Origin of the sequence: Dietzia sp. Alg238-R159 (assembly GCF_900537145.1) — a bacterium.
Lineage (GTDB): Bacteria > Actinomycetota > Actinomycetes > Mycobacteriales > Mycobacteriaceae > Dietzia > Dietzia kunjamensis.
On sequence record NZ_UNRI01000009.1, the window covers coordinates 41,229 to 67,380 of the forward strand.

At 71.5% G+C, this 26,152-nt stretch carries 20 protein-coding genes and 1 tRNA gene; 9 read left to right on the top strand and 12 right to left on the bottom strand.

The window, feature by feature from the left end:
* Positions 1-11: 11 nt before the first annotated feature.
* The gene (locus G6R20_RS15930; protein ID WP_163376967.1) at positions 12-2,321 is read right to left on the bottom strand and encodes a transglycosylase domain-containing protein; all 2,310 of its coding nucleotides are present in this window, start codon (positions 2,319-2,321) and stop codon (positions 12-14) included.
* A gap of 130 nt (positions 2,322-2,451) precedes the next feature.
* Positions 2,452-2,940 (bottom strand): DUF5318 family protein, encoded by a 489-nt coding sequence (locus tag G6R20_RS15935; protein ID WP_227022312.1) that lies wholly within the window; start codon positions 2,938-2,940, stop codon positions 2,452-2,454.
* 188 nt (positions 2,941-3,128) lie between these two features.
* Between G6R20_RS15935 and G6R20_RS15940 the strand changes: the two genes are divergently transcribed.
* The 5 genes from G6R20_RS15940 to G6R20_RS15960 all read left to right on the top strand — a co-directional run bounded on the left by G6R20_RS15940 (position 3,129) and on the right by G6R20_RS15960 (position 6,341).
* Positions 3,129-3,680 (top strand): PadR family transcriptional regulator, encoded by a 552-nt coding sequence (locus G6R20_RS15940; RefSeq protein ID WP_096906350.1) that lies wholly within the window; start codon positions 3,129-3,131, stop codon positions 3,678-3,680.
* Positions 3,677-4,765: an inositol-3-phosphate synthase gene (locus tag G6R20_RS15945; RefSeq protein WP_067720034.1), complete on the top strand. Its 1,089-nt coding sequence runs from the start codon at positions 3,677-3,679 to the stop codon at positions 4,763-4,765. Before G6R20_RS15940 ends, G6R20_RS15945 begins: the two co-directional genes overlap by 4 nt.
* 21 nt (positions 4,766-4,786) lie before the next feature.
* On the top strand, positions 4,787-5,359 hold the full coding sequence (locus G6R20_RS15950) for a hypothetical protein (RefSeq protein ID WP_132063498.1): 573 nt from the start codon (positions 4,787-4,789) through the stop codon (positions 5,357-5,359).
* A gap of 108 nt (positions 5,360-5,467) precedes the next feature.
* Positions 5,468-6,136 carry a HemK2/MTQ2 family protein methyltransferase gene (locus G6R20_RS15955; RefSeq protein ID WP_163376968.1) on the top strand — a complete coding sequence of 223 codons (669 nt, stop codon included), beginning with the start codon at positions 5,468-5,470 and terminating at the stop codon, positions 6,134-6,136.
* 34 nt (positions 6,137-6,170) lie between these two features.
* Positions 6,171-6,341, top strand: a complete 171-nt coding sequence (locus G6R20_RS15960; protein ID WP_067720218.1) for a CDGSH iron-sulfur domain-containing protein — start codon at positions 6,171-6,173, stop codon at positions 6,339-6,341.
* Positions 6,342-6,453: 112 nt separating this feature from the next.
* Here G6R20_RS15960 and G6R20_RS15965 read toward each other — a convergent pair whose 3' ends face one another.
* From G6R20_RS15965 to G6R20_RS15980, 4 genes are all read right to left on the bottom strand, one after another.
* Complete coding sequence (locus G6R20_RS15965) at positions 6,454-7,584, bottom strand: IS3 family transposase (RefSeq protein WP_163377000.1); 1,131 nt, start codon at positions 7,582-7,584, stop codon at positions 6,454-6,456.
* Positions 7,500-7,895, bottom strand: coding sequence for a hypothetical protein (locus tag G6R20_RS15970; RefSeq protein ID WP_061917909.1), 396 nt, complete (start codon positions 7,893-7,895; stop codon positions 7,500-7,502). The genes G6R20_RS15965 and G6R20_RS15970 overlap by 85 nt, the downstream gene beginning before the upstream one ends.
* Before the next feature lie 153 nt (positions 7,896-8,048).
* Positions 8,049-9,086, bottom strand: a complete 1,038-nt coding sequence (locus tag G6R20_RS15975) for an iron-containing redox enzyme family protein (protein WP_163376969.1) — start codon at positions 9,084-9,086, stop codon at positions 8,049-8,051.
* 9 nt (positions 9,087-9,095) lie between these two features.
* Positions 9,096-10,370 carry a hypothetical protein gene (locus tag G6R20_RS15980; protein WP_240341514.1) on the bottom strand — a complete coding sequence of 425 codons (1,275 nt, stop codon included), beginning with the start codon at positions 10,368-10,370 and terminating at the stop codon, positions 9,096-9,098.
* 193 nt (positions 10,371-10,563) lie between these two features.
* Between G6R20_RS15980 and fdh the strand changes: the two genes are divergently transcribed.
* From fdh to nrfD, 3 genes are read left to right on the top strand one after another with little or no spacing between them, the layout of a single operon-like run.
* Positions 10,564-13,818 carry a formate dehydrogenase gene (gene fdh / locus G6R20_RS15990; RefSeq protein WP_240341521.1) on the top strand — a complete coding sequence of 1,085 codons (3,255 nt, stop codon included), beginning with the start codon at positions 10,564-10,566 and terminating at the stop codon, positions 13,816-13,818.
* A gap of 3 nt (positions 13,819-13,821) precedes the next feature.
* Positions 13,822-14,811, top strand: coding sequence for a 4Fe-4S dicluster domain-containing protein (locus tag G6R20_RS15995; protein ID WP_163376970.1), 990 nt, complete (start codon positions 13,822-13,824; stop codon positions 14,809-14,811).
* Positions 14,811-15,917, top strand: coding sequence for an NrfD/PsrC family molybdoenzyme membrane anchor subunit (gene nrfD / locus G6R20_RS16000; RefSeq protein WP_240341515.1), 1,107 nt, complete (start codon positions 14,811-14,813; stop codon positions 15,915-15,917). The genes G6R20_RS15995 and nrfD overlap by 1 nt, the downstream gene beginning before the upstream one ends.
* A 71-nt stretch (positions 15,918-15,988) precedes the next feature.
* On the opposite strand, the gene selB is transcribed toward nrfD, so the two are convergent.
* The 3 genes from selB to G6R20_RS16015 all read right to left on the bottom strand — a co-directional run bounded on the left by selB (position 15,989) and on the right by G6R20_RS16015 (position 19,229).
* Positions 15,989-17,752, bottom strand: a complete 1,764-nt coding sequence (selB, locus tag G6R20_RS16005; protein ID WP_205475917.1) for a selenocysteine-specific translation elongation factor — start codon at positions 17,750-17,752, stop codon at positions 15,989-15,991.
* Positions 17,752-19,014: an L-seryl-tRNA(Sec) selenium transferase gene (gene selA / locus G6R20_RS16010; protein WP_240341522.1), complete on the bottom strand. Its 1,263-nt coding sequence runs from the start codon at positions 19,012-19,014 to the stop codon at positions 17,752-17,754. The genes selB and selA overlap by 1 nt, the downstream gene beginning before the upstream one ends.
* A gap of 119 nt (positions 19,015-19,133) precedes the next feature.
* Positions 19,134-19,229, bottom strand: a tRNA-Sec gene (locus G6R20_RS16015).
* A 71-nt stretch (positions 19,230-19,300) separates the two neighbouring features.
* Between G6R20_RS16015 and selD the strand changes: the two genes are divergently transcribed.
* The gene (gene selD, locus G6R20_RS16020) at positions 19,301-20,311 is read left to right on the top strand and encodes a selenide, water dikinase SelD (RefSeq protein ID WP_096906360.1); all 1,011 of its coding nucleotides are present in this window, start codon (positions 19,301-19,303) and stop codon (positions 20,309-20,311) included.
* Between the two features lie 168 nt (positions 20,312-20,479).
* Here the strand turns inward: selD and G6R20_RS16025 are convergent, their stop codons facing one another.
* The 3 genes from G6R20_RS16025 to G6R20_RS16035 are packed head-to-tail and all read right to left on the bottom strand — an operon-like array spanning position 20,480 to position 26,133.
* A complete protein-coding gene (locus tag G6R20_RS16025) occupies positions 20,480-21,667 on the bottom strand; it encodes a M20 family metallopeptidase (RefSeq protein WP_163376971.1) in 1,188 nt (395 codons plus the stop codon).
* Complete coding sequence (locus tag G6R20_RS16030; RefSeq protein WP_163376972.1) at positions 21,645-23,534, bottom strand: prolyl oligopeptidase family serine peptidase; 1,890 nt, start codon at positions 23,532-23,534, stop codon at positions 21,645-21,647. The genes G6R20_RS16025 and G6R20_RS16030 overlap by 23 nt, the downstream gene beginning before the upstream one ends.
* Positions 23,527-26,133 (bottom strand): carboxylate--amine ligase/circularly permuted type 2 ATP-grasp protein, encoded by a 2,607-nt coding sequence (locus tag G6R20_RS16035; protein WP_163376973.1) that lies wholly within the window; start codon positions 26,131-26,133, stop codon positions 23,527-23,529. The genes G6R20_RS16030 and G6R20_RS16035 overlap by 8 nt, the downstream gene beginning before the upstream one ends.
* Positions 26,134-26,152: the final 19 nt, after the last annotated feature.

A 26,152-nucleotide genomic window follows, 5' to 3' on the forward strand; every position in this document is an offset into this window, starting at 1 on the left:
GTCGCCCGGGATCAGGCCCCGTCGTCCCCGCCGCCTGCGCCACCGGTGCCTCCGTCTCCGCCGGTGCCGCCTCCGGTACCACCACCGGCACCGCCACCACCGCCGCCGGGGACCGGGGCGGGCTCGGGCGCGGGCGCCGGGGCGGGTGCGGGTGCCGGCGCACCGGCGCCCGGGATGACGATCTCCGGCAGTCCGGGGACCTGGAGCGTGAGCGGGCCGGGAGCCTGCGGCGCCGGCGCGGGCTGGACCGGGGCCGGGGCCTGACTGGCCTGGGGGACGTAGTCATCGGTGCCGGCACCGGTACCGGTCCCGCCCGTGGTGCCCGAACCGCTCCCGTAGGACTGCCCCTGGGACGCGCCGGCCTGGCCGCCGATGTACCCGGGCTCGGGGAAGCTCTCCCATTCCGTGCCGGACAGGGCGCCGTCCATCGCGGACTTCCAGATGTCGGCGGGCAGCGACGCGCCGTACATGGTGCCGCCCCAGGCGTTGAGCAGCGGCTGGTTGTCGTCGGTCCCCACCCAGACGGCCGTCGCGATCGACGGGGTGTAGCCGACGAACCAGGCGTCCTTGTTGTACCCGGTCTCGCCGAGCTGGGTGGTGCCCGATTTCGAGGCCGAGGGCCGCCCGCCGGCCAGCGAGTGACCGTTCGAATAGGCGGCGATGGGCTGCATCGCGGAGGTGAGGTTGTTGGCGACGTCGGGGTCGACCACCTCCTCGCCCTCGATCGAGGAGTTGTCCAGCAGCACCTCGCCGTCGGCGGTCTCGACCCGCTCGATGAAGTGGGTCGGCCGGTGGACGCCCTCTGCGGCGAAGGTCGCCAGGCCGGTCGCCATGTCCCGCACGCGGATCGGGTACTGGCCCAGGATGAGGCCGTCGTAGGGATCCTCGCCCTGCTCGCTCAGCGTCTCCCACGGTAGACCCGGGATCTGCTTGGGGATGCCGGTGCGGTGGGCCATGTCGCGGACGTCGTTGGCCCCGTTGTCCAGCATGCGCTGGAGCCGGATGAACGAGGTGTTGAGCGACAGCAGCAACGCCTGGGAGATGGAGCACGAGCCACAGGACCGGCCGTCGACGTTGGTGACCGTGACGTTGCCGGTGGTCACCGGTGCGGACGAGATCTGGGTCCCCAGGCCGATGCCCTGGTCGAGAGCGGCGGCGACGCCGAAGATCTTGAACGTCGAACCGGTCTGCAGGGGGGCGTTGGCGTAGTCCCAGCCCTCGGCCTCCTCGCCGCCGTAGTACCCGATCACGCCGCCCGTCTTGGGATTGATCGAGACGATGGCGGTCCGGTTCTCCGGCCTCTCGCCCTGCATGTTCGACCGGGCGGCGTCGACGACCGCCGACTGGGTCTGGGGGTCGATCGTCGTGGTGATCTTCAGGCCCCGCGTGTTGAGCATCTGCTCGTCGATCCCGGCGGCCGCGAGCTCGCCCAGCACCTGACGGCGGATGGGTCCGTTGCTCGGGTCGCCGACGTTCTGCTCGATCGCCTGCGGGTCTTCGACGACCTGAGGGAACGCCGCGTTGCCGCGCTGCTGGGCGTCGATCGCGCCCATCTCCCGCATCCCGTCCATGACGTAGTTCCAGCGGCCCTCGGCCGCGGCCCGGTTGTTGAGCGGGTCGAGGGCCGACGGGGACTGGATGACGCCGGCGAGCAGCGCGCCCTCCTCGATCGTGAGCGCCTCGACCGGCTTGTTGAAGTAGGCGGTGGACGCGGCGGCGATGCCGTAGGCGCCGCGGCCGAAGTAGATGGTGTTGAGGTACGCCTCGAGGATCTGGTCCTTGGACCACTCGTTCGTCATCTTGGCCGCGATGACGATCTCCTTGGCCTTGCGTTGGTACGTGGGGGCGTCGCCGACCATCGTGTTCTTGACGTACTGCTGGGTGATGGTCGAGCCACCGCCCGCACCGGCCTCGCCGGTGATCTGCCCGATCACCGCGCGACCGATGCCGGTGGGGTCGTACCCCTCGTTGGTGTAGAAACTGCGGTCCTCGGCGGCGATCACCGCGTTGCGCACGTGCACGGGGATCGCGTCGAGCTCGATGAGCGTGCGGTTGCCCTCCGGGGGCACGATACGACCGATCATCGTGGTGCCGTCGCTGGAGTAGATCTCGGAGATCTGTTCGGTGCGGACGCTGCCGGGGCTGGGGATCTCGGTGCGGTTGTACATCACCCCCGCGATGGCCAGGGGGATCACGAGGACGACGACGGCGAGGAGGATCACCGTCGTCCAGATCGGATGGCGACGGGCCCAGCCGCGCCGGTCCGAGCTGGTGCTCCGGCCCTCGTCGGCGGACCGGTTCGTCCTGCCATTCTGCGACATGTTCTACCCTCCTGCGAGCCGACCCGTCTGGCCCGGGAGTCCCCCGGTTGCGGTGCTCTGGCGACCATTGTGTACGAAATCGCGACCGATTCTGTACTCCGGAACCCGCGTCGGGCACTCCGGGCGGGCGTCAGCTGTGTCGGCGGAGCTCTCGCGCCGCTCGTCGCACGCGCTTTCCGGCACCCGGGGTGAGCCCCACCTCGTAGGAGAGGATGAGGTGGTTCCAGGAGCAGCTGCGGCACACCTCCACCACGTGGACGGTGAACCCGTCGTGGGTCAACGCGAGGTGGTCTATCTCGTCCTGACCGCGGGCCGACCCGGACGCCGGCCCCAGGTCGTCACCGAACACCCAGGAGACCTCCGTGAGGTTCTCCTTGCGGCACACCGGGCAGACCGTCTCCGTCTCCACGCCGTGGAAACCGGCGGCCCGCAGGAGGTAGACGTCCGCGTCGCACACCTCGCGCAGCGAGAGCGCGCCCTCGCGCAGGCCCCCCAGGACACCGCGGCGGCGCAGGGCGAAGTCCACCACCCGTCGACGCTGGAGCGCCGCACGGCCGGTGGGGTCCTCGGGCCCCGGCGCGGGGCCGGGTCGCGGGGAGCGGGAGTCGGCCTGGTCCACGTCCTCCAGCCTACGGCCCCCGCCGCGGGCCCGAGCCCGAGCGAGCCGCAGAGCGCGCCGACACGTCGGGCCGATGCCACCGCTCGGTATATCGGCTCGATACATCAGCAGGTGTACAGTGTGAATCCGTCGCATGACGCACGGCGCGCGACGCGCACAGGCACGATTCGCGGGAAGGGGGAGGTGGAGTGCTCGAACTGGCAATCCTGGGTCTGCTCGACGAGCGGCCGATGCACGGCTACGAGCTGCGCAAGCGACTCTCCGAGATGCTCGGGACGGTCCGGACCGTGTCCTTCGGCTCCCTCTACCCCACTCTGCGCCGCCTCCAGCAGCAGGGCGACATCGTCGAGGACTCCTCGGCCGCCACCGCCACCAGGCCGCCCGCCACCACGCGGCGCGGGCGCAAGACCTACCGCATCACCACCCGCGGCAAGGGGACGTTGGCGGCCCTGCTCGACGAGCCGGTGACGGCGTCGTTCGCCGACGACGGTTTCGGCGTCCACCTCGCGTTCTTCGACCGCACTCCCGGGCCCGCCCGGGTGCGCCTTCTCGAGGGCCGGCGTCGGGTGCTGGAGGAGCGTCGCGAGAGCCAACGCGACGCCGCCACCCGCGCCGGACCCACCGAACTGCGCTACGCCCGGCAACTCACGTTGCTCGGGCTGGAGACCAGCGAGCGCGAGCTGCGCTGGATCAATGAACTCATCCGGACAGAGAACCCATCACAAGGAGATCCCCAATGACCGACAAGAAGGTGCGCGTCGCGATCGTCGGCGTCGGCAACTGCGCGTCCTCGCTCGTGCAGGGCGTCGAGTTCTACGCCGGCGCCGCGATCGACCAGACCGTTCCCGGACTCATGCACGTCAAGTTCGGCGACTACCACGTGGGCGACGTCGAGTTCGTCGCCGCGTTCGACGTGGACGGCAAGAAGGTCGGCATGGACCTCGCCGAGGCGATCAACGCCTCCGAGAACAACACCCTGAAGCTCTGCGACGTGCCGCCGACCGGCGTCACCGTGCAGCGCGGACCCACCCTCGACGGCCTGGGCAAGTACTACCGCGAGACCATCGAGGAGTCCGCCGCCGAGCCCGTCGACATCGTGCAGGCCCTGCGTGACGCCGAGGTCGACGTCGTGGTCAGCTACCTGCCCGTCGGTTCGGAAGAGGCCGACAAGTTCTACGCGCAGTGCTGCATCGACGCGGGCGTCGCGTTCGTCAACGCCCTGCCCGTGTTCATCGCCTCCGACCCGGAGTGGGCCGAGAAGTTCCGCAGCGCCGGCGTCCCGATCGTCGGCGATGACATCAAGAGCCAGGTCGGTGCCACCATCACCCACCGCGTCATGGCCAAGCTCTTCGAGGACCGCGGCGTCGCGCTGGACCGCACGTACCAGCTCAACGTCGGCGGCAACATGGACTTCAAGAACATGCTCGAGCGTGACCGCCTGGAGTCCAAGAAGGTCTCCAAGACCCAGGCCGTGACCTCCAACCTGGAGGGGTCGCTCAAGGACAAGATCCACGACCGCAACGTCCACATCGGCCCCTCCGACTACGTGGAGTGGCTCGACGACCGCAAGTGGGCGTACGTTCGTCTCGAGGGACGCGCGTTCGGTGACGCCCCGATCAACCTCGAGTACAAGCTCGAGGTGTGGGACTCCCCCAACTCGGCGGGCATCATCATCGACGCCGTCCGCGCGGCCAAGATCGCCAAGGACCGCGGCATCGGGGGACCGATCCTGCCCGCCTCGGCGTACCTGATGAAGTCGCCGCCGGAGCAGATGGCGGACGACAAGGCCCGCGCCGAGCTCGAGGCCTTCATCATCGGGGCCTGACCAGCGCAGCAGAAGGATCGTATGAACACAGCGACGAACCACCCGCACACCACCCCGGGGCGTCGTCGTGTCCCGGCCGTCATCGCACTCGCGATGGCGGCCGGTGTCGCACTCTCGGCCTGTTCCGCCGACACCGCGGACGACTCCGCCACCTCGCCGACGACGCGGCCCGACACCTCGTCGTCGTCGTCATCCTCGACTCCCGCCCCCACCACCACGGCCCCCGACACCGCGCAGCCCGTCTCCGTGCCCCCCGCGCCGGCACCGCCGGTCTCCCCCGCCCCCGCGCCCCGACTGCCCGCCAACGTCGTCGGCACCGGTGGGCCCTGCCAGATGCTCGGCGAGGTCGCCCAGGCCGAGGACGGTTCCGCCCTGTTCTGCACCGAGGACCCCGGGGGCGCCGGCCCCCTGTGGCTGCCGCAGGGCGGCACGGGTGGGACCGGCGGGGCCGCGGTCGCGGACGCCACCGGACAGGCGCGACCCGGCGGACCGTGCGCCCAGGAGGGCCTCGCGGTCACCTCCGCCGACGGCGACGTGCTCACCTGCCGTCTCACCGGCGGCGGCGACGTCCCCGGCGGCCTCTACTGGCAGTAGGCCCCCCGGGGCGCCGGCCGGGCCCGATGGGACCGCATCCGGTTGCAGGTGGGGCGCTTCGCCGATTGACTGGACAACATCTGTCCCGAAGATCAACCGGAGGCCCCGATGACCCAGACCCGGTTCACCCATATCGAGGTCGACGACGGTGTCTACGCGCCCCAGGACGACTCCTGGCTCGTCTGTGAGGCGCTCGACCAGTGCGATCTGGTCGCCGGGCGGCGTGTCCTCGACATCTGTACAGGCAGCGGCATCCTCGCCATCGAGACCGCGCTCAAGGGCGCACGGGAAGTACTCGCCTACGACATCTCCCCCGCCGCCGTCGCGTGCGCGTCCCGCAACGCCGACCGGGCCGGAGTGCAGGTGGACGTCCGGCTCGGCACCCTCGACGACGCCCGCCGGGCCGGCCCCTACGACGTGGTGGTCTCCAACCCACCGTACGTCCCGTCCGACGCCCCGCTCGAGGGCACCGGACCCAACCGGGCGTGGGACGCCGGCGCCAACGGCCGCGTGGTGCTGGACCAGCTGTGCGACCTCGCCCCGGACCTGGTCTCGCCCGGCGGGAGCATGATGATCGTGCACTCGGAGTTCTCGGACCCCCCGCAGACCATCCGCAAGCTCGAGCAGTCGGGATTCACCGCGCGGACCGTCGCCACCCGCGTCGTGGACTTCGGTCCCGTCATGACCTCGTACGCCGAGCGACTCGAGGCCGCCGGCCTGCTCGAGCCCGGTCGCCGCGAGGAGGAGCTGGTGGTGATCCGCGTTGACCGCGTCTGACGCCCGGCGGGTGCGGATCGTGCCCGGGGGACCGATGCTCATCGAGGGCCCGGTCGACATGACGACGCCCGACGGCGAGCGCGTGTGCTCGGACCGCTTCATGGTGGCCGTGTGCACGTGTCGGCGTAGCAAGACCTACCCGTTGTGCGACACGAGCCACCGCCGCAAGGTCCGGGCAACCGACCCGGCCCGCGACGACGACTGAGCGCGGCCCCGCCCCTGACCGCCCGCCGCTCGCCGCTCGTCCCCCGCCGCTCGCCGCGAATCCGCTACCCGGAATCGGGATCTGCGGTGATTGTCAACCTGTTGTGAGTCATTCAGGCGGCGATGAGGGTTGCGGCGATTGGTGGGATCGTCAGTCGTGAGCCATCGTTTGCCAGGTTGATCGTGACGGTGGTGTTCGGGGTGGGGATGTGGGGTCGTTTGCGGTAGCGGCCCGCGTGCTGGCGGTAGTGCTCATCGAGCCTGGTCTGCCGGGCGCGGGCCACGTCGACCCAGGTGCCGTCGTGAACGGACGCCGGGGTGTAGCCGGCCAGTCCGCCGTGATGGTGTCGATGGTTGTAGTACTCAACCCATTCGGCGATCCACTCGGTGGCATGATCGAGGTCACGGAAGGCCCGCGGGTAGGCGTGCGCGCTCTTGACCGTGGCGAACCACGATTCGATGTAGGCGTTGTCGTTACTGACCCCGGGCCGGATGTACGAGCAGGTCACGCTTCTGTTCTCGAGTTCGCCGCGTACGTGCTTGGAGGTCATGGCCGAGCCGTTGTCGGAGTGAACGATTTCGACCCTGCCGCCTGAGGCATCGACGATGGTGGTCAGAAGTTCAGCGGCGACGTAGCGGTCTTCGCGGGTCTGGATCGTCCATCCGACGATCTTGCGGGAGTACAGGTCGATTACCGAGTACAGCGCAAAGCTCTGTCTGGTTGTGCGTCCGGGCAGGAACGAGATGTCCCAACACAACACCTGATCGGGCCGGCGGGCCTGCAGTGTGGGGCTATCCCGGGGCACGTTGGGGCGTCGTCGTCGACGGACAGGGGTGGTGCGCACCTTGGCGGCCACCCGCTGAAAGGTCGCCTGACTGGCCAGCACCGGTCCGGTATCGATGTGCTCGTACCAGGCCTGCCGCACACTACGCCCCTTCGCCAGCGAGGCGTTGACCGTATCGGCGACCTGCGCTGACTCTGCCTCAGTCAACGCATGGGGCTGCTTGCGATCGGCGTGGGCGATCGGCTCCGCCACCCGGGCTCGGGGCTTGCGCCGAACATGAAACGAGCCCCGGGACAGGCCGATCATTGCCAGCGCCGATCGCTGACTTCGGCCTGCCGCCTTGAGTTCCTCCAGTAGGGCGTTCTCGGCCGCGATCAGCTCCTCGTGCTCTCGCCGCTGCTGCTCGGTCCAGTCGGGTCCTCCCCGTCGTCGGCCACGCCAAGTGAGTGCATGACCGATATAGCTTTTCCCAGCGCATCAACGACCTTGCGCTCGGAATCCAATTCCGTTTCCAGCTTGGCGATTCTGGCGTTCAGACGCCTAACCTCAGCTGCATCTTCCCTGGTCATCTCCCCAGTCTGACGCGGGATGACGTTCCCGTCGAGGTCACCGTCAGCCAACGCGGCCACCCACCGCCGCATCTGCCACTCAGCGATCCGGTGCTCCTGCAGGAACGCGGCCTTGGTGCCATACCGGCACTCGACGTACTCAAGCGCCAACCGCCGCCTCTCCTCAACGCTGCGCTCGCGTGATGGAACAACCACCGTCATCTCGACACCCTCCCGCCAGCGCCCATCGCCGACTCACAACCAGCCTGAGCCACAGGGTGCTACCCCGATGCGCATAGCGGATCCCGATTCGGAGTAGCCGATTTTCCGGGGCGGTGGGGCGGGCGGCTCGCCGGGAGAGTGGCCGGGAGAGTGTCAGGACAGGAGCGAGGACTCGCCGCGCTTCCACGCGGCGAGCATCTTCTCCGCGGCCAGGTCGTCGAGATAGTCCAGCGCGCGCATACCGAACACCACGTCGGCGGCCAGTTCCGGCTCGCGGCGCACCAGATCGCCCACGACGTCGTGGCGCATGACCTGCTCGTGGACCGCATCGGCCTCCACGTGCTCGGCGTAGAAGTGGACGCACTCCTCGGGAGCGCCCAGCCGACGCAGTCCGGCCACCAGTCGGGCCGATCCCGGCGACGAGGTGATCTCGATGGCCGCGAAGTGGCCGATCGCCGCGCCCCGCAGTGACCGGTGCAGGCCGAACATCGACATGAGGTTGACCGTCGCCAGCGTCTCGGCCGACACCCGGTCGAGGTAACCGAGGTAGGTCGGGTCCAGCTCGGCGGCGCTCATGAGGTCGGCCCACAACTGCTGGTGCACGCGCTCACCCCGCCCGCCGCCGAACTCGTCGAACTCCACCGCGACGAACGAGGCCTTGGCCTGACCCTGCAGACGCGGGATGGTGAACGCGTGCGGGTCGCCCTCCTTGAGGTGGTACAGGGACCGGTGGGCGAAGTACTCGCGCAACTGGTCCCACGACCCCTCGTCCTTGAAGTACCAGGACGGGCCGGTGCCGGAGGTCGCCTCGACCGACAGTGCGTCCATCTCTGCCACGGGGTCGTCGCCCGGCTCGACGGCCGACCGCAGGTGCCCGAGAAAGACCCGCTCGAGGTCCCGCCGCAGCCGCAGCACGTCCGGCTCCCACTCCAGCTCCGCGTCGACCCCGTCGAAACCCCGGTAGTGCAGTTCGTACAGCGTGTACAGGGCGAGCTGCAGGTCCCGGCCCAGCGGATCGGTGTCCGCCGGTACCGGCGGCAGATCCTGCACGGCGCCAGACGACAACGCCGCGACGACCGCCTCGGACAGTGGACCACAGGCGACGGGAAGCGACGGCGCGGTCGTGGCCGAGTCCTGCGCGGTCGTGGCGGAGCCCTGCGCGGGGGCGGCGTCGATCGGTGCAGCTGTCATATCCCTTGTCTACCCCCTCGGCCGGTCGTCCTCCACCTCGCGCGGCCCCCCGTTGCGGGAGCTCTGGTTCCCGTTCCCGCTCTCGCCGCCGTCGTCGTCGTCGTTGTCGTCGCCCTCGTCCCCGCTCTCGCCGCCGTCGTCGTCGTCGTTGTCGTCGTTCTCGTCCCCGCCCTCGTTCTCGTCGTCGTCGTCGTACTCGCGCTCGATCCGCTCCTGTTCCTCCTGCTCGTCGCTGTCGGCATCCCCGCTCTCGTAGCTGTCGAACATCTTGCGGCGTTCGTGCCAACGCAGGCTGTAGGTGGCTTCGCGGACGGCGTCCTCGTCGTCGAAGTTCGACCCGAGCGCCCCGGCGAAGGCGCCGAGACAACTGGACAGCCAGGCCAGGTGGACGTAGTCCCAGATTGAGACGGGCCGCTCGAGCTGCGTCTCGAGGTATCCGGCGTCCATCACGGCGATCGCCAGCACGAACATGGCGGCCAGCAGGCCGAGGTACATGATGCCGACGCCGGTACCGACCGTCAGGACGGTGGCCGCGTTGTCCATCCGCCGGTTGCTCGCCGTGAGCCCGTCATCCGGGCGGGTCCACAGGCCGTTGCGGAGGATGAGCCACACCACCAGGGTGAGCACGCCCATCACGCTGATCAGCAGCAGCCGGAGCGGATGCAACGCCACCGCGAGCGAGGCGATACTCCCGTAGAAGATGCCGAAGGCGCCGGTCCCCGCTCCGGCGGCCACGACACCGGTCAGCGCCGTCATCATCCGGGTCGGCCGGTTGTTGCGCACCATCCCCGTCAGCAACCGGGCCTTGTTGAGGAAGCCTCGGCAGCGCCCGGGGGGCAGGTCGTCCGTCGCGGGTGCGCCCAGCCCACTCTGGTGGGTGCCCGCACGCACCAGCTTGAGGGCGAGCTTGCGGACCTTCGAACGCACTCTGACGACGCCGAACACCGGGATACACACCAGCGCCGCGGTGGTCGAGCCGCTCACGTCGTAGAGCAGCGGGTCCCCGTCGGAACGGGTGGCGAGGTCCGTCAGATAGAGCACGAAGTCCCAGTCGTGTTCCTGCAGCAGCCGGGGGGCGTGCTCGGTGAGCCGGATCTCGCCGTCCGGTCCGAGCGGGAGGGTCTCCTGGTCGACCTCCACCCGCCACCGACCCCCGAGCTCGCGCGTCAGGTCGTCGGCGAGGTCGTCCGCGATCGCCTCCGCGACCCGGCGGGGCACTCCGGGGTCGGCCATGAGACCGACCGTCGCCCACGGCTCGTGCTGGTTCGATGTCTGCTCGTCCACCCCTCCATCATGCGTCCGGGAGAGGTTTCGCCAAATCGGTTGCGACGGTCATCGTGCTGGCGTTACATCGGACGGAACCCACGTGGTGCGGACAGGAGAACGGGAGGTGACGATGTCGGAACAGGCGAGGTCGGAACAGGCGAGGTCGGAACACCAGCCCGACCCCGGTCGGCTGCGGGCGTCGCGGCCGGAACTGGCCCGCCGCGGTTCACCGCTGAACTGGCCCGTGTGGCGACAGTTCACCGGCGAGGATCTTCTCGGTCGTGGCTCCGCGACCCGCTCCCGGCGCTCCCTCGAGATCACCCCCCGCACCACCACCGCCGACAAGGTGGTCAAGAGCGTCTGCCCGTTCTGTGCGGTCGGGTGCGCCCAGGACGTCTACGTCTCCGGTGGCAAGGTCACCCAGATCGAGGGCGACGACGACAGCCCCATCTCCCGCGGCCGCCTGTGCCCCAAGGGTTCGGCGAGCAAGCAGCTCGTCACCAACCCGGACCGCATCACCACGGTGCTCCACCGCAAGCCGTACGCGACAGACTGGGAGGAACTCGACCTCGACACGGCCCTGGAGATGGTCGCCGACCGCGTGCTGGAGTCGCGGAAGGAGTTCTGGGAGGAGACGGACTCGAACGGAGACACCGTCCGGCGCACCCGGGGTCTCGCCAGCCTGGGCGGGGCGACGCTGGACAACGAGGAAAACTACCTCATGAAGAAGCTCTACACGGCGCTCGGCGCCATCGAGGTGGAGAACCAGGCGCGCATTTGACACTCCTCCACCGTTCCCGGTCTGGGAACCTCATTCGGGCGTGGTGGTGCCACGAACTACCAGCAGGACCTCGCGAACGCCGACTGCATCGTCATCCAGGGTTCCAACATGGCCGAGGCGCACCCGGTGGGGTTCCAGTGGGTCATGGAGGCCAAGCGCCGTGGCGCCACGATCATCCACGTCGACCCCCGGTTCACGCGCACCAGTGCGCTCGCTGACCAGCACGTACCCATCCGTGCGGGGTCGGATATCGCGTTCCTCGGCGGGCTGATCAACCACGTCCTCACCAACGACGCCTGGTTCTCGGAGTACGTGCTGGCCTACACCAACGCGTCGACGATCATCGGCGAGGACTTCGAGGACACCGAGGACCTCGCGGGCCTGTTCTCCGGCTTCGACGCCGATGACCGGACCTACGACCTGGAGTCCTGGCAGTACGCGGGTGCCCAGAACGACATGCCCGACGAGGGCCGCGACGACGACGATGCCGAGGACGAGGCCTCCGAGACCCCCGGCGCCGCCGGCGCCCGCGCGTCGGACACGACCGAGGATCCCCTGCGCGACGAGACCCTGCAGCACCCGCACTGCGTCTTCCAGATCCTCAAACGGCACTTCAGTCGCTACACCCCGGAGATGGTCGAGCGCACCTGCGGCGTCGCCGCCGACGACTTCCTCCGCGTCGCCCGGGCGCTGACCGAGAACTCGGGGCGCGAGCGCACCACCGCGTTCTGTTACGCCGTCGGCTGGACCCAGCACACCGTGGGAGTGCAGTACATTCGCACGGCCGCGATCCTCCAGTTGCTGCTCGGCAACATCGGCCGCCCCGGCGGCGGCATCATGGCGCTGCGCGGGCACGCCAGCATCCAGGGCTCCACCGACATCCCGACGCTGTACGACCTCATGCCGGGGTATCTGCCCTCACCGAACGCCGGCGAGCAGCCGGACCTCGACAGTTACATCGGCACCGACGACGTGGCGCAGGGTTTCTGGGGCCACATGCGCTCGTATACCGTCAGCCTGCTCAAGGCCTGGTGGGGCGACGCCGCCACCGCGGACAACGACTTCGCCTACGACTACCTGCCCAAGCTCACGGGCAAGCACGACTCGACCGTCACGGTGCAGCGGCAGATCAACGAAGGCGGCGGCGGGTACTTCCTCGTCGGCGAGAACCCCGCCGTGGGCACCGCCAACGGGCGGATGCAGCGCGCCGGGCTGGCCAACCTCGACTGGCTGGTCGTCCGCGACCTCGTGATGATCGAGAGCGCCGACTTCTGGCGCAGGGGCCCGGAGATCGAGACCGGCGAGATGCGCCCGGAGGACATCGGCACCGAGGTCTTCTTCTTCCCGGCCGCCAACCACGTGGAGAAGAAGGGCACGTTCACCAACACGCAGCGGTTGCTGCAGTGGCGACACCAGGCCGTCGAGCCACCGGGGGACGCGCGCAGTGAACTGTGGTTCTACTATCACCTCGGACGCCGTCTGAAGGAGAAGCTGGCCGACTCCACCGACCCCCGAGACCGGCCGCTACTAGATTTGACCTGGGACTACCCGATGGAGCCGGGCTCGGACGACGAACCCGACGCCGAGGCCGTGCTGGCCGAGATCAACGGCCGCGGCGAGGACGGCGAACCCCTGTCGACGTTCACCCAGCTCAAGCCGGACGGCTCGACCTCGTGCGGGTGTTGGATCTACTGCGGCGTCTACGCCGACGGCGTCAACCAGGCCGCGCGGCGCAAGTCCCGCCACGAGCAGGGCCCGGTGGCCCCGGAGTGGGGTTGGGCCTGGCCGGCGAACCGTCGCATCCTCTACAACCGTGCCTCCGCCGACCCGGAGGGGCGGCCCTGGAGCGAACGCAAGGCACTCATCAGCTGGGATCCGGACGCCGCCGACGGCGCCGGCCGATGGGTGGGCGAGGACGTGCCCGACTTCGAGGCCGACAAGGCGCCCGATTACACCCCGCCCGAGGGGGCGGTGGCGCAGGACGCCATCGGTGGGGCGCAGCCGTTCATCATGCAGGACGACGGCCGCGGGTGGCTCTATGCGCCGCGCGGACTGGCCGACGGTCCGCTGCCGGCGCACTACGAGCCGCCGGAGTCGCCCGTGGCGAACCCGATCTACCCGGGTCGCGACGCCAATCCCGCCCGCGCGATACGCCCCGGTCGGTACAACGAGACTCAGCCGGGCCACGGGGAGCCGGGCAGCGACGTGTTCCCGTTCGTCTTCACCACCTACCGACTGACCGAGCACCACACGGCGGGGGCCATGAGCCGGACGCTGCCGTACCTGTCCGAACTGCAACCGGAGTTCTTCTGCGAGATCAGCCCCGAGCTGGCGCGGGAGCGGGGCCTGGTCAACGGGGGCTGGGCCACGATCGTCACCGCCCGCTCCGCGATCGAGGCGCGGGTCCTGGTGACCAGGCGGATGACGCCGCTGCTCATCGACGGCCGCACCCTGCACCAGATCGGGCTGCCCTATCACTGGGGCGGCAACGGCGTGAGCATCGGCGACCCGGCGAACGACCTGCTCGCCCAGTCCCTCGACCCCAACGTGTCCATCCCCGCGACCAAGGCGACGAGCTGTGACATCGTCGCGGGACGCCGCCCGCGTGGCCCCGCGCTACTCGAGTTCGTCGAGGAGTACCGTCGCCGCGCCGGCGTGCCCACCGAACCGGGAACGGAGAGCTGAATCATGTCCGCCTTCCTGTCCGACCTCGGGCGGTCCTTCTTCGGGGACATCGACCCCGCCGAGGACAACGGCTACGCCGACCCGCCGCCGCGCAAGGGCTTCTTCACCGACACCAGCGTGTGCATCGGCTGCAAGGCCTGCGAGGTGGCGTGCAAGGAGTGGAACCTCATCCCCTCCGACGGCCTCGAGCTCACCGGCATGTCCTACGACAACACCCAGGCGCTGGGCGCGTCGACATGGCGGCACGTCGCGTTCATCGAGCAGGAGGTGCCGGCCCGGTCCGGTGCGCACGCCGGCGCGCCGTCAGCGCACGCCGCGCCGGCCCCCGCGGCGCCCGCGCCCGTCGACCTCGGGATACCGGCGTCGACCCTGCCGGGCGACTCCCCCGACGCCGGGGAGTCCACCGACTTCCGGTGGCTCATGGAGTCCGACGTGTGCAAGCACTGCACGCACGCCGCCTGCGTGGACGTCTGCCCGACGGGGGCGCTCATGCACACCGAGTTCGGCACCGTCGTGGTGCAGAGCGACATCTGCAACGGCTGCGGGTACTGCGTGAGCGCGTGCCCGTACGGTGTGATCGAGCGCCGCTCGGGCCCTGCGGGCGACCCCGCCGTGGGCATCGCCCAGAAGTGCACGCTCTGCTACGACCGGCTCACCGAAGGCCAGACCCCCGCCTGTGCCAAGGCGTGCCCCACGGAGTCGATCCAGTTCGGCGACCTCGACGAACTCCGCGAGCGCGCTGCCGGCCGCCTGGACCAGCTGGTCGAGGCGGGCGAGCCGAACGCCCAGCTCTACGGACACGACTCGAACAACGGCGTCGGCGGCACGGGGGCGTTCTTCCTCCTGCTCGACGACCCGGAGGTGTACGGACTGCCGCCGGATCCGGTGGTGACGACCCGGTTCGTGGGGAAGATGTGGCAGCAGGCCGCTCTGGCCGCGGTGACGCTGCTCGGCGGCGCGGTGGCCGCCTTCGCCGCGGGGGGCGGGTCCTGATGGGCAACGGCGGCGGGGCCGACCACAACCCAGCCGACCACAACCGGGCCGACCACAACCGAGCCGACGACGACAAGACGAGCATCCCCGGAGGACCGGGGCAGCAGACCCGGACCCGCCGAAAGGGCAAGGGGGGACGCGAGCAGCTCGTGGTGCCCCCCGCGGAATTCCGCTCGTACTACGGCACACCGATCGTCAAGGCCCCGCCGTGGGAGTACGACATCGCGGCCTACCTCTTCCTCGGCGGCCTGGCCGGTGGCTCCTCACTGCTCGCCGCCGGGGCCGACCTGGCGGGCCTGCCGAGCCAGCGCCGCTCCGCGCGAATCGTCGCTCTCGGCGGGATCACCGGTAGCCTGTACTATCTGGTCCGCGACCTGGGGCGCCCGGAGCGGTTCCACCACATGCTGCGGGTGCTCAAGCTGACCTCCCCGATGAGCGTGGGCACCTGGCTCCTGTCGGCGTACGGCCCGTTCGTGGGTCTGGCCCTGGGGCAGGAGATCGTGCCGCTGCTGCCCACCCGCCTCGCGCGTCGCCTGCCCACCGACCTCATCACCCGCGCCTCGCGACCGGCCGGGATCGTCGCCGCCCTCGTGGCGCCGGCGGTCGCCTCGTACACGGCGGTACTGCTCACCGACACCGCCGCCCCCAGCTGGAGCGCCGCCCGCCGGGAGCTGCCGTTCGTCTTCGTCGGCAGCGCCGCGGCCGCGTCCGGCGGGGTGGGCCTGATGCTCAACCCGCTCCACGAGACGGGCCCCGCCCGACGGCTGGCCGTGGGCGGCGCGACGCTCGAGCTCGCCGCCGACCGGATCATGCAGCAGTCGATGGGCATCACCGCCGAACCGCTCCACGAGGGCCGGGCCGGGGCGTACCACCGCGCCGCCCAGATCCTCACCACCGCCGGCGCGGTGGGCGCCGTGCTCGGGCGACGCAACCGGGCGCTGTCCGCGGTCGCCGGCCTCGCGCTGGCGGCGGGGTCGGCGTGCACCCGGTGGGCGGTGTTCCACGCCGGGATGGCGTCGACGAAGGACCCGAAGTACGTGGTCATCCCCCAGCGCGAGCGGCGTGACGCCCGCGGTGGCGGGGAGGCCTACGCGGGCGAGCGGTAACCGGACCTCCCCGCGGGCTCGTCCGGCCGGCGGGGTCCGGGGCGGCCCGGCGCGGCAACCGACAGGTCGGGTCAGACAATGGCGTGGCCGTCGTCGCCCTCGCGGCGGGTGAGCCCGCGTTCGGCGAGCACCTCGAGCAGCGGCATCACCACACGCCTCGAGGTGTCGAGGTGGGTGCGCGCGCCGCTCGGGGTGAACGGCTGCGGTAGTTCACGGAGCCGCCGTACCGCCTCCCCGATCACGCCCGGACCCAGCCACACGCCGGGTCCGACGCCGGTGAGGAGCCCGGCCCGTTCGCAGGCGGCGAGCTCACGTGGTCCGAGGCCCAGCCCGGCCAACTCCCCGGCGGTCGGGGCGTCGAACGGCCCGACCCGGAACCGCTCGGCCAGGGTGTCCGCTGCCGCGCGGACCGCCGGGGGCAGGCCCGGCCCGTCCCCGGCGACCACCCGGCCCCCCTCCGCCCGCAGCGAGGCCGCGGCCGGGTGATCGAGGACGGCCATGAGCAGGGATGCGTCGGGCAGCCCGAGCGCGCGGCGGGCCGCCTCGGTGGGCAGGCCCGGATCGAGCGGATCGGCGCGATCGTGCTCGCGCACGGCCTCGACGAGGGTCTCGGCGAGGACGGCGACGCGCCCGGGGTCGATCAGCCAGCCGCGGTGCGACTGGTCGCGGACCGGGACGGCGATCCCCCATGCGCGCAGGTCGTCGACGTGGGCCACGCCGCGCCGACGCAGCTCCGAGGGCAGGTCGGGGCGCTCCGGTGTCGCCGCCAACTCCTCGGCGCGGCGGCGGGCCGCGCCGCGCCGACGCAGCGCCGGCGGGGCGGGATCCAGCACGACGGCGCCCGCCGGGATACGGTCGGCTCCCGGCTCGCGCAGGATGAGCCGGTCCCCCACCCGCAGCGGCAGCGGGTCCGCGAGCGTGAGGCGGGCATGACCCTCGTCGAGGGGCCGCACGTGAGCGGCTGTCGCGGCGGATCCGATGTGCACCATCACCTGCTCCGGCAGCGCGCCCGTCCGCCCGTCGACGCGCACGTCGAGGGTCCCGACCGGGCGCCACCGTTGCGGGGTGACCAGAGTGCTGCCCCGCGGGATCTCGTCCGCGGCGACCCCGCGCAGATTCACGGCGACCCGCGCCACCGCCGCCACCTCGTCGCGCCGGTGCCCGAGCGACTGCAGACCACGGACGGTGACCTGGGGACCGCCCGGGCCCAGTTCCAGCGTGTCACCCGCCCGTATGGTGCCCGCGGGAAGCGTGCCGGTGACGACGGTGCCGGCTCCGCCGATGCTGAACGACCGGTCCACCCACAGCCGCACGTCGGCGTCGCGATCGGGCTCCGGCAGCAGCGTGCCCAGCCGGGCGAGCTCCCCGCGCAGCGCGTCCATCCCGGCGCCGGTGACGGCCGAGACGCACACCGCCGGTATGTCCGCCAGGGGTGTCCCGGCCATCGCGTCACGGGCCTCCGCCAGCGCGAGGTCCGGGTCCAACAGGTCACTGCGCGTGATGACGAGGACGCCGTGCTCGACGCGCAGCGCGGTGAGCGCGTCGAGGTGTTCGGCGGACTGCGGCATCCACCCGTCGTCGGCGGCCACGACGAACATCACCGCGGGCACCGGCCCGACCCCGGCCAGCATGGTGGGGACGAACCGCCGGTGGCCGGGCACGTCGACCAACGCGACCGTGCGGCCGTCGTCGAGGGTGGTCGAGGCGTACCCCAGACCGATGGTCAGGCCACGGCGGCGTTCCTCGTCCCACCGGTCGGGCTCCTCGCCGGTGAGCGCACGGACGAGCGTCGACTTCCCGTGATCGACGTGGCCGGCGGTGGCGACGACGAACATCAGGCGGGCGCCTCCGCCCGGAGCACGAGTCGCGCCAGCTCGTCGTCGTCCCCCGGCGGCACTGCGCGCAGATCCAGGAGGCACCGGCCGTCGGTCACACGCCCCAGGACGGCGGGGCGTCCGGCGCGCAATGTCTCGGCACAGCGCTCCGGCAGGGACACCGCGGCGCTCGGGAGGTCGACACCGGGCGCGCCCCCACCGCCGACGGCGGCGACGGACCGGACGGCCTCCGCATCAAGCCCCGCCGCGCGCAGTCGTGCGGCGATCCGCTCGGCCCGCGCCCGCAGTTCGGCGGGGTCGGCCTCGAGACCGGCGACGACGGGCGGGCGCGGGCCGCGCAGCGTCGCCTCGAGGGCGGCCAGCGTGAGCTTGTCGACGCGCAACGCGCGGGCGAGCGGATGGCGACGCAGGCGCTGCACGAGCGCGGCGTCGCCGGCCATGATCCCGGCCTGCGGGCCACCGAGGAGCTTGTCGCCGCTGGACGTCACGAGGTCGGCGCCCGCCGCGAGCGTCGTGGTCATGTCCGGCTCGTCCGGCAGCGTGGGGTGGGGCGCGAGCAGCCCCGAGCCGATGTCCACCACCAGCGGCACCCCGAGATCCCGCAGTTCGGCGGGCGGGACGGACGAGGTGAAGCCGCTCACCACGAAGTTGGAGGGGTGGACCTTGAGGACGAAGGCAGTGGTGTCGTCGATCGCGCGGGAGTAGTCCTCGGCGTTTACCCGGTTGGTCGTGCCGACCTCCCGCAACCGGGTCCCCGTGGATTCCAGCAGCTCCGGCAGGCGGAACCCGTCGCCGATCTCCACCATCTCCCCGCGCGCGATGACGATCGTCCGCCCCGGCCCGCCCAGCGCGGTCGTCGCGAGCGCCAGGGCGGCCGCGCCGTTGTTCACCACGTGGACGTCGCCCGCCGTGGGCACGGCGGCCCGCAGGGCGTCGAGAGCGCCGCGGCCCCGCCTGCCCCGGCGGCCCGTCGCCAGGTCCAGCTCCACGTCATTGGTGCCCGCGGCCTCGGCGAGCGCGCGGACGGCGGCGTCCGACAGCGGCGCCCGGCCGAGGTTGGTGTGCAGCAGGACGCCACTGGCGTTGAGGACGGGCGTCAACGTCACGGGCGCGCCGGGCAGCGCGTCGAGCACCGCGTCGACGATCCCGTCGGGCGGGAGCGCTCCCGCCCGGGCGCGGTCCTGCGCGCCGCGGATCTCACCCTTGACCAGCTCGCGGCCCAGCCCGTCGACCGCCGCGGCGAGCCGGGGATCGCGGAGCAGGACGTCGGTGGACGGGATGAGACGACGCGGATCGGGCGACGGCGCCCCCGACCCTGTCCGCGGCTGCTCGGTGATCGTCCGTTCCCCTTTTCGGATCGGTGCCGGTGACGGTGAGGTTGTGGCGGAGGCGGACGGGAATCGAACCCGCCTGACCGAGATACTCGGCCACGTCGGTTTTGAAGACCGCGGGGACCACCAGGTGCCCGGACGCCTCCCTGCCCCACGAGACTAGGCGGTGTTCCCCGGCCGCGCCCACCGATCGGCGCCGCCTCGTTAGGGTCGGACCATGACCACCGAACCCATCTCGCCCGCCGCCCGGCTCACCTCGTACGCGCACGGGGGCGGGTGTGCCTGCAAGATCCCGCCCGGTGCTCTGGAGAACGTCGTTGCCGACCTCATCGGGGCCCCGGTCCGCGATCCGGCCGCGGAACTCATCGTGGGCCTCGACGACGGCGACGACGCGGCGGCGGTGCGGATCACCGGTGGCCGGGCCGTCATCAGCACGGCCGACTTCTTCACCCCCGTCGTCGACGACCCGTACGACTGGGGGCGCATCGCCGCGGCCAACGCACTGTCCGACGTCTACGCGATGGGCGGGACGCCGATCATGGCGATCAACCTGCTGTGCTGGCCGATGGACGTCCTGCCGTACGAGATGGCCGGAGAGGTGCTGCGTGGCGCCCAGGAGGTGGCCGGCGCCGCCGGATGCCACGTGGCCGGCGGGCACAGCGTCGACGACCCCGAGCCCAAGTACGGCATGGCCGTCACCGGGCTGGCGGACCCGGACCGGCTGCTGCGCAATGACGCGGGCCGGGCCGGGATGCCGCTGTCGCTCACCAAGCCGCTGGGGATCGGGATGCTCAACTGTCGGCACAAGAACACCGGGGAGGTGAGCCGCGAGGCGATCGAGACGATGACCACCCTCAACGACGTCGCCTCCCGGGACGCCCTGGCCGCCGGGGTCGAGTGCGCCACGGACGTCACCGGGTTCGGCCTGCTCGGCCACCTGTACAAGATGGCCCGGGCCAGCGGCGTCTCGGCCGTGATCGACCCCGCCGCGGTGCCCTACCTCGAGGGCGCCCGTCAGGCGCTCGCCGACGGATACGTCAGCGGCGGGACGCGCCGCAACCTCGACTGGGTCCGTCCGCACCTCGCGGCCGACGTGGACGAGGACGAGCTGCTCCTGCTCGCCGACGCCCAGACCTCCGGCGGGCTGCTCGTGGCCGGGGAGATCCCGGGGGGCACCGTGATCGGCGAACTCGTCCCCGCCGGAGACGCGGCGATCACCGTGCGCTGACGGGGCCGGTTTCCCCGCACCTCGCCGAGCAGAGGGTTTCGCACACCCGCTCTCGGGCGATACCGGCGAAATCCTCTGCTCGGCGGGAGGGTGAGCGCACGAGGGCGGGAGGGTGAGCGCCCGAGGGCGGGAGGGTGAGCGCGCGCGGCCGGGAGTCGCCCCGCCGGCTCAGGCGGGGCGGTCGAGGCGGGCGAACGCGTCGAAGATGCGGGCACCGTGGGCCAGCGCCCGCTCGTCCAGCACGAAGCCCGGATGGTGGAGGTCCGTCTCCTCGGACTCGCCGTCCCACACCCCCAACCGCAGGTACACGCCGGGGATCTCCTCGGTGTACCAGGCGAAGTCCTCGCCGCCGCTGGACTGGTCGGCGGTGCCCACCCCGTCGGTTCCGAGCACCGATTCGACGGCCTTCGCCGCGAGGTCGGCGCACTCGTCGTCGTTCACCACGGGCGGCACACCCTGGATGTACTCGACCTCGGTGCGCGCCCCGTACAGGGCACCGATCCGCTCGACCGTCTCGCGGACCAGCGGCTCGACGGTCGCCCACACATCGCGGTCCGCGCTGCGCAGCGTGCCCCAGATCTCGCCCGAGTCGGGGATGACGTTGGGCGCGGACCCGCCGGCCTTGATCGAGGCCCACGTGAGCACGGTGCCCGACCGCGGGTCGATCCGTCGGTCGATCACGCCCGTGACGCCCGTGACGATCTGGGCCAGGGTGAAGACGGTGTCCTGGGTCTCGTGCGGACGCGCGGTGTGCCCGCCGTCCGAGTGGACGGTGATGCCGATCTTGGCGTTGGACGAGGTGATGGCCCCGCCGGTCACGCCCACCTCGCCGACCCGGCGGTGCGGGTCGCAGTGCAGCGCGAGGATGCGGTCGACGCCCTTGACCACGCCCTCCTCGACGCAGTCCTTGGCACCGCCGGGCATCGTCTCCTCGGCCGGCTGGAAAATCAGGCGCACCGGGCGGGGCGGCGGGTCGGCGACCAGCATCTCGGCGGCGCCCAGCAGCATCGCCGTGTGGCCGTCGTGCCCGCAGGAGTGGCTGACGCCCTCGACCTCGGAGGAGAAGGACTCGCCGGACTCCTCGCTCATGGCCAGCGCGTCGATGTCCGCGCGCAGCGCCACCACATCGGTCGACGTGGCCCCGTCGGCGGCCGCGACGTCGCACCACAGCCCGGTGCCCACCTCGAACCGCTCGGGCTTGAGCCCCATCGATCGGAGCTCGCCCTCGATGTACTCGGTCGTCTCCCGCTCCTCGTAGGACAGCTCGGGGTGGGCGTGGATGTGCCGCCGCCACTCGACGAGCCGGCCCTCGAACCCGGTCGGGTCGGGGGTCTCATTCTTCTTGCGTCCGAACATCGAACACCTCCTGGCAGAACTGGACCACCCGGTCGCCGAGAAGCTGCCGGTTGGCCAATTTCACGAATTCATGACCTTCGTCCTCGAACAGCAGGACGTCCACCGGTACGCCGCGCCGGCGCAGGAACTCCACGGCCTGATCGGTCTCGCTGAGCGGCACATTGGTGTCGTGCGCGCCGTGGACGAAGAGCATCGGGACGTCGACGTGGTGATACCGCCGTAGGGGCGAGGCCTCCCGCAGCAGCTCACGTTCCTGGAGCGGGTTGCCGTACTTGGGGTAGGCGGCCGCGGCGATCCACGGCTCGGTGGTGCGGTAGAAGGTCTGCAGGTCGCTCATCCCGCATGCGGCGATCCCCCCGCACCACCGTCCGGGGTGGCGGACCAGGGTGGCGTTGACCAGGTAGCCGCCGTAGGACCGGCCCGAGACCACCGCCCGGCCGGGATCGGCGATGCCCTCGTCGATCAGGTGCAGCAGGGCGTCCTCGACGTCGTCGATCGCCGAGAACCGCCCGTAGCGGTCGTCGGCGTGGCTGTAGAAGCGCCCGGCGCCGGTGGAGCCGCGCACGTTGGGCAGGAAGTAGTTCACGCCGATGTCGAGGTAGCGGCGGGCGATGTCGTTGTACCCGGGGCGCGACTGCCCCTCGGGACCGCCGTGGAGGTGGACCACGGTCGGGCCCGGTTCGTCAGCGATGTCGGGACGGTACAGCCAGCCGCTGAGCTGGAGTCCGTCACGGGCGGTGAACTCGACCAACGTCGGCGCGGGGTCGGGTTGCTCGGGCGGCCGCCCGGTCCACCTGCGGTTGTCCACGTCGTACATGACGGTGCGGGGAGGCTGGTCGAGGCTCTGGACGGTGAGCGCGAGCAACCGGCCGTCGGCGGTGAGCGTGGGAGACGACGCCACGACCTCGGGCAGCGGCGGCCGGACGATGACCCGGGGGCGTTCCGGCCGCAGGTCGAGGACCTCGATCTCCGACAGGCCGCCGCGCACGTTCCACAACAGGACCGCGGTCGAGCGGTCCAGGCTCACCTCGACCTTGTCGAGATCGGCGTCCCTGCGGAACGCCACCGGCCAGGACTCGGTGGAGTCCTCGTCGGCCTCGACCGCGAGCAGGCCCATCCGGTCGGCCGAGTGGTCGCTGCGCACGATCATCCGCATGGGGCGGTCGGCATCCCCCGCGTCGAGGATGACCCCGGCGTCCGTGGTGGAGCCGGTGTCGACGGGCAGCAATGGCCACCACCGGCCGTCGGGGACGATGCGCAGCAACTCGCGGTTACCCCGGGCACCCACCCGGAACAGCGCGGCACCGTCCCATGCGTGGACCAGTGCGCCGCCCATCCGTCGGTCGACGACGGTGTGCTCCCCGGTCTCGGGGTCCACGAGGCGGCCCTCGGCCAGGCCCTCGGAGTCGAACGCCGTCACCGCGAGCAGGTCGCCGTCCCAGCCGACGATCTGGACGGTGGCGTCGCCCACGGTGTCGACGGGGTAGACGTCGTGATCGTCAGGGTCGGTGGTGACCAGCCAGATCCGTTCGCGCTCGCCGCCGTCCGGGGCGACCTCGCAGGCGAGCCACCTGCCGTTGGGCGAGTAGGCCACGCGACGCACGGGGCCGTCGACGGGCAGGACCACGTCGCGCTCCGGCCCGGCCCCGTCCAGCCCACCCGGCCCCAGCGGCCGCTGCACGGCGCGCGGGTAGCCGGTGCGCTCGGTGACCACACACGCCAGCATCGAGCCGTCGGGCGACAGGTTGGGGGACGTGGTGTGACGGATCTGGGTGGGCCCCCCGGCGGCGTCGTCGGGTGGTCCCGCGACGTCGCGGGACTCGGCCTCCTCGGTGACCTCGACTTCGACCTCGGTGGTGTCAGGCACGGTGAATCCAGGTGTCCTTTCCGCCGCCTCCGCTCGAGGCGTTGACGACCATGGTGCCCGCCGGGGCCACGCGCGTCAGTGCGACGGGCGGGGCCGAGGCGAGGATGTCTCCCCCCTCACCGTGCCGCAACATGACGAATGCCCGCATGTCGACGTGGCGACGCTGCAGTTCGTGACCGTCGAAGGTCGGCAGGGTGGACAGTGGCTGCACCTCCTGCGCGACGAACCGGTCGCCGTGGCGGCGCAGCTCGTCCCGGCGCTCGTCGAGCTCGCGGGGTGAGCACTCCGGACCCACGGTGATGTCGGACCCGCCGTAGCCGTCGATCGGCTTGACGACCAGCTCGCCGAGCCGGTCGAGGACCTGTCGACGCTGGTCCGGGTCGGCGCACAGGTACGTGTCGACCTGGCCGATGAGAGGCTTCTCGCCCAGGTAGAAGTCGATGATCTTCGGGACCATCGCGTAGATCGCCTTGTCGTCGGCTGCACCGTTGCCGGGCGCGTTGACCACGGCGACGCCGTGCTCCGCCATCGCGTTCAGCAGCCCACTGCGCAGCGCGGTGCCATTTGCACCCGTAGAGGACAGGAGCATCTCCTCGTCCATACGGACGTAGAGCACGTCGATTTTCTGCCGCTCCCCGCCCTCGATCCGCCACAGGGCGGAGTCCTCGCACACCAGGTCCGAGGGCGTCACCAGGGTGCCACCGACCGCCTCCGTGACACTCTTGAGGTCGTACGCCTCGAGTTCGTCCTCGGCGACCACCACGCCGATGGCGGGATCGTCGACCCCCTCGGGCGCGGCCGCCCGCAGGGTGTCGGTCAGCATCGCCAGCGCCTCGCGGGGGTCGTGGACCTCCGACCGCGCACCGAACTCGGGGAAACCCTCGGCGATCCGGTCGCGCAGTGCGACCGCCATCGCCATCCCCCCGGGCATCCGCAGGTTGTCCTCGAGCACGATCCACTCGCCCGGCGCCGTGGAGACCAGGTCCACGCCACACACCGGGGCGTGCAGGACGCCCTCGGGCACCGCGCGTCCGGTGGGACGGAACCCCGGTGCGCGCTGGAGCGCCTCGGCGGGGACCACGCCGGCCCGGCTGATCTCGCCCGCCCCGTAGATGTCGCGCAGGAACATCTCCATCGCGCGCGCCCGCTGCTCGATGCCCGCGGAGATCCGTGCCCACTGGTCGGCCGGGACGATCCGCGGGACCGAGTCCAGCGGGAAGACCTGCGGCTCGTCCTTGCCGTACACCTTGAGCGTGATGCCCATGGAGCGCAGTCTGTCGTCCACCTGCTCCTTGCGCTCGCACAGGACCTCGGGACCGAGGTCGGACACGGCCTTGAGCAGGTCCACGTACTCGGGCCGCGGATTGCCGTCCTCGGAGATGGCCTCGTCGTGCACCTCCTCGGTCACCGCCTCGCCGAGCGGCGAGTAGGAGGCGAGCATGTGTCGCATCCCGCGGTCGTCGGCGGTGTCCCGGGGACGGATCCGCTCGACGGTCTCAGCCAGCAGGACGGCGATCACGTCGCTGCGGCGTCCCCGTCGGCGGTGCGCCGCGCGTTGGCGGGTCGCCGAGGTCGCGGAACCGCGGACCCCGTCGAGCAGGTTCAGCACCAGGTCGAGTTCGCCTCCGGCCCGGAGGTGGTCGACGTGGTCGTCGACCAGTCCGGTGAGCACCTCGGTGGCGGGGCGGGGGCGCCCGGTCGCCACGTCCACGAGGTCCCCCTCGAGTCCGGAGCGTGCGGCGCGCCAGAACGCCGCGGCCAGCACGGCGTCGGAGGGTCCGTCCCACCCAACGGATCCGGCGCCCTGCGCGGCGTCCCGTTCGGCGAGGACGCGGTCGACCGCCGCGCGGAACAGGGCGGCGACGACGACGAGGGTGTCGATCGTGCTGCACGAATCGCAGGCCACGAGTTCGATCCCGTCCCCGTCCCGGGAGGGGCGGACGTCGACCGCGATCCCCTCCCGTCCCGCGACCACGCCGGTGGCGACGATCTCGTCCTCGCAGGCCAGCGCCTCGTCGGCGGTGTCGGCGGCATAGGCGGGCAGGTGTGCGGGCGACCACTGGCTCTCGAAGTAGCGGGTGGAGGCGTACCCGGAGTCGGTGCCGTCGGCCCAGTAGGGGGAACTCGCCGACAGTGCCAGCAGCACCGGCGCGAGGGCGGCGACCCGTCGGGCCGCGTACTGGGCCTCGTCGGCGTCGGCGGTCTCGATCACCACCCGGAAGCCGGCCGAGGCGCGGGTCTGCGACTCGCGGCCCGGCGCGGGGTGGGGGTCCTGCGGCGCTGGGTCGAACTCCACTCCGGGCGAGGCCAGCGACCCTGCCGCGACCACCCCGGTCCGCAGTCCGTTGGCGGCCTCCGCCAGGCGGGTCCGGTTACGGCGGAGGGCGTCCCCGAGCTCGCCGAGCCCGGTGTGGGCGCCCGCGTCCGCGACCACGATCGCGCCGTGTTGCTCCGGCCGGACGTGGCCCTCCTGTCCCCGTTGCCCGGTGTCGCCGAGAGCGGCGAGCACGTCCGTTGCCCGCCGAACCGGTCGCCGGGTCCTCGTGTCGACGAGGTGGAGTTCCTCTTCGACTCTGATCCATCGCTGTGCGTCGGTCATCATTCCCACGCTAAGGGAA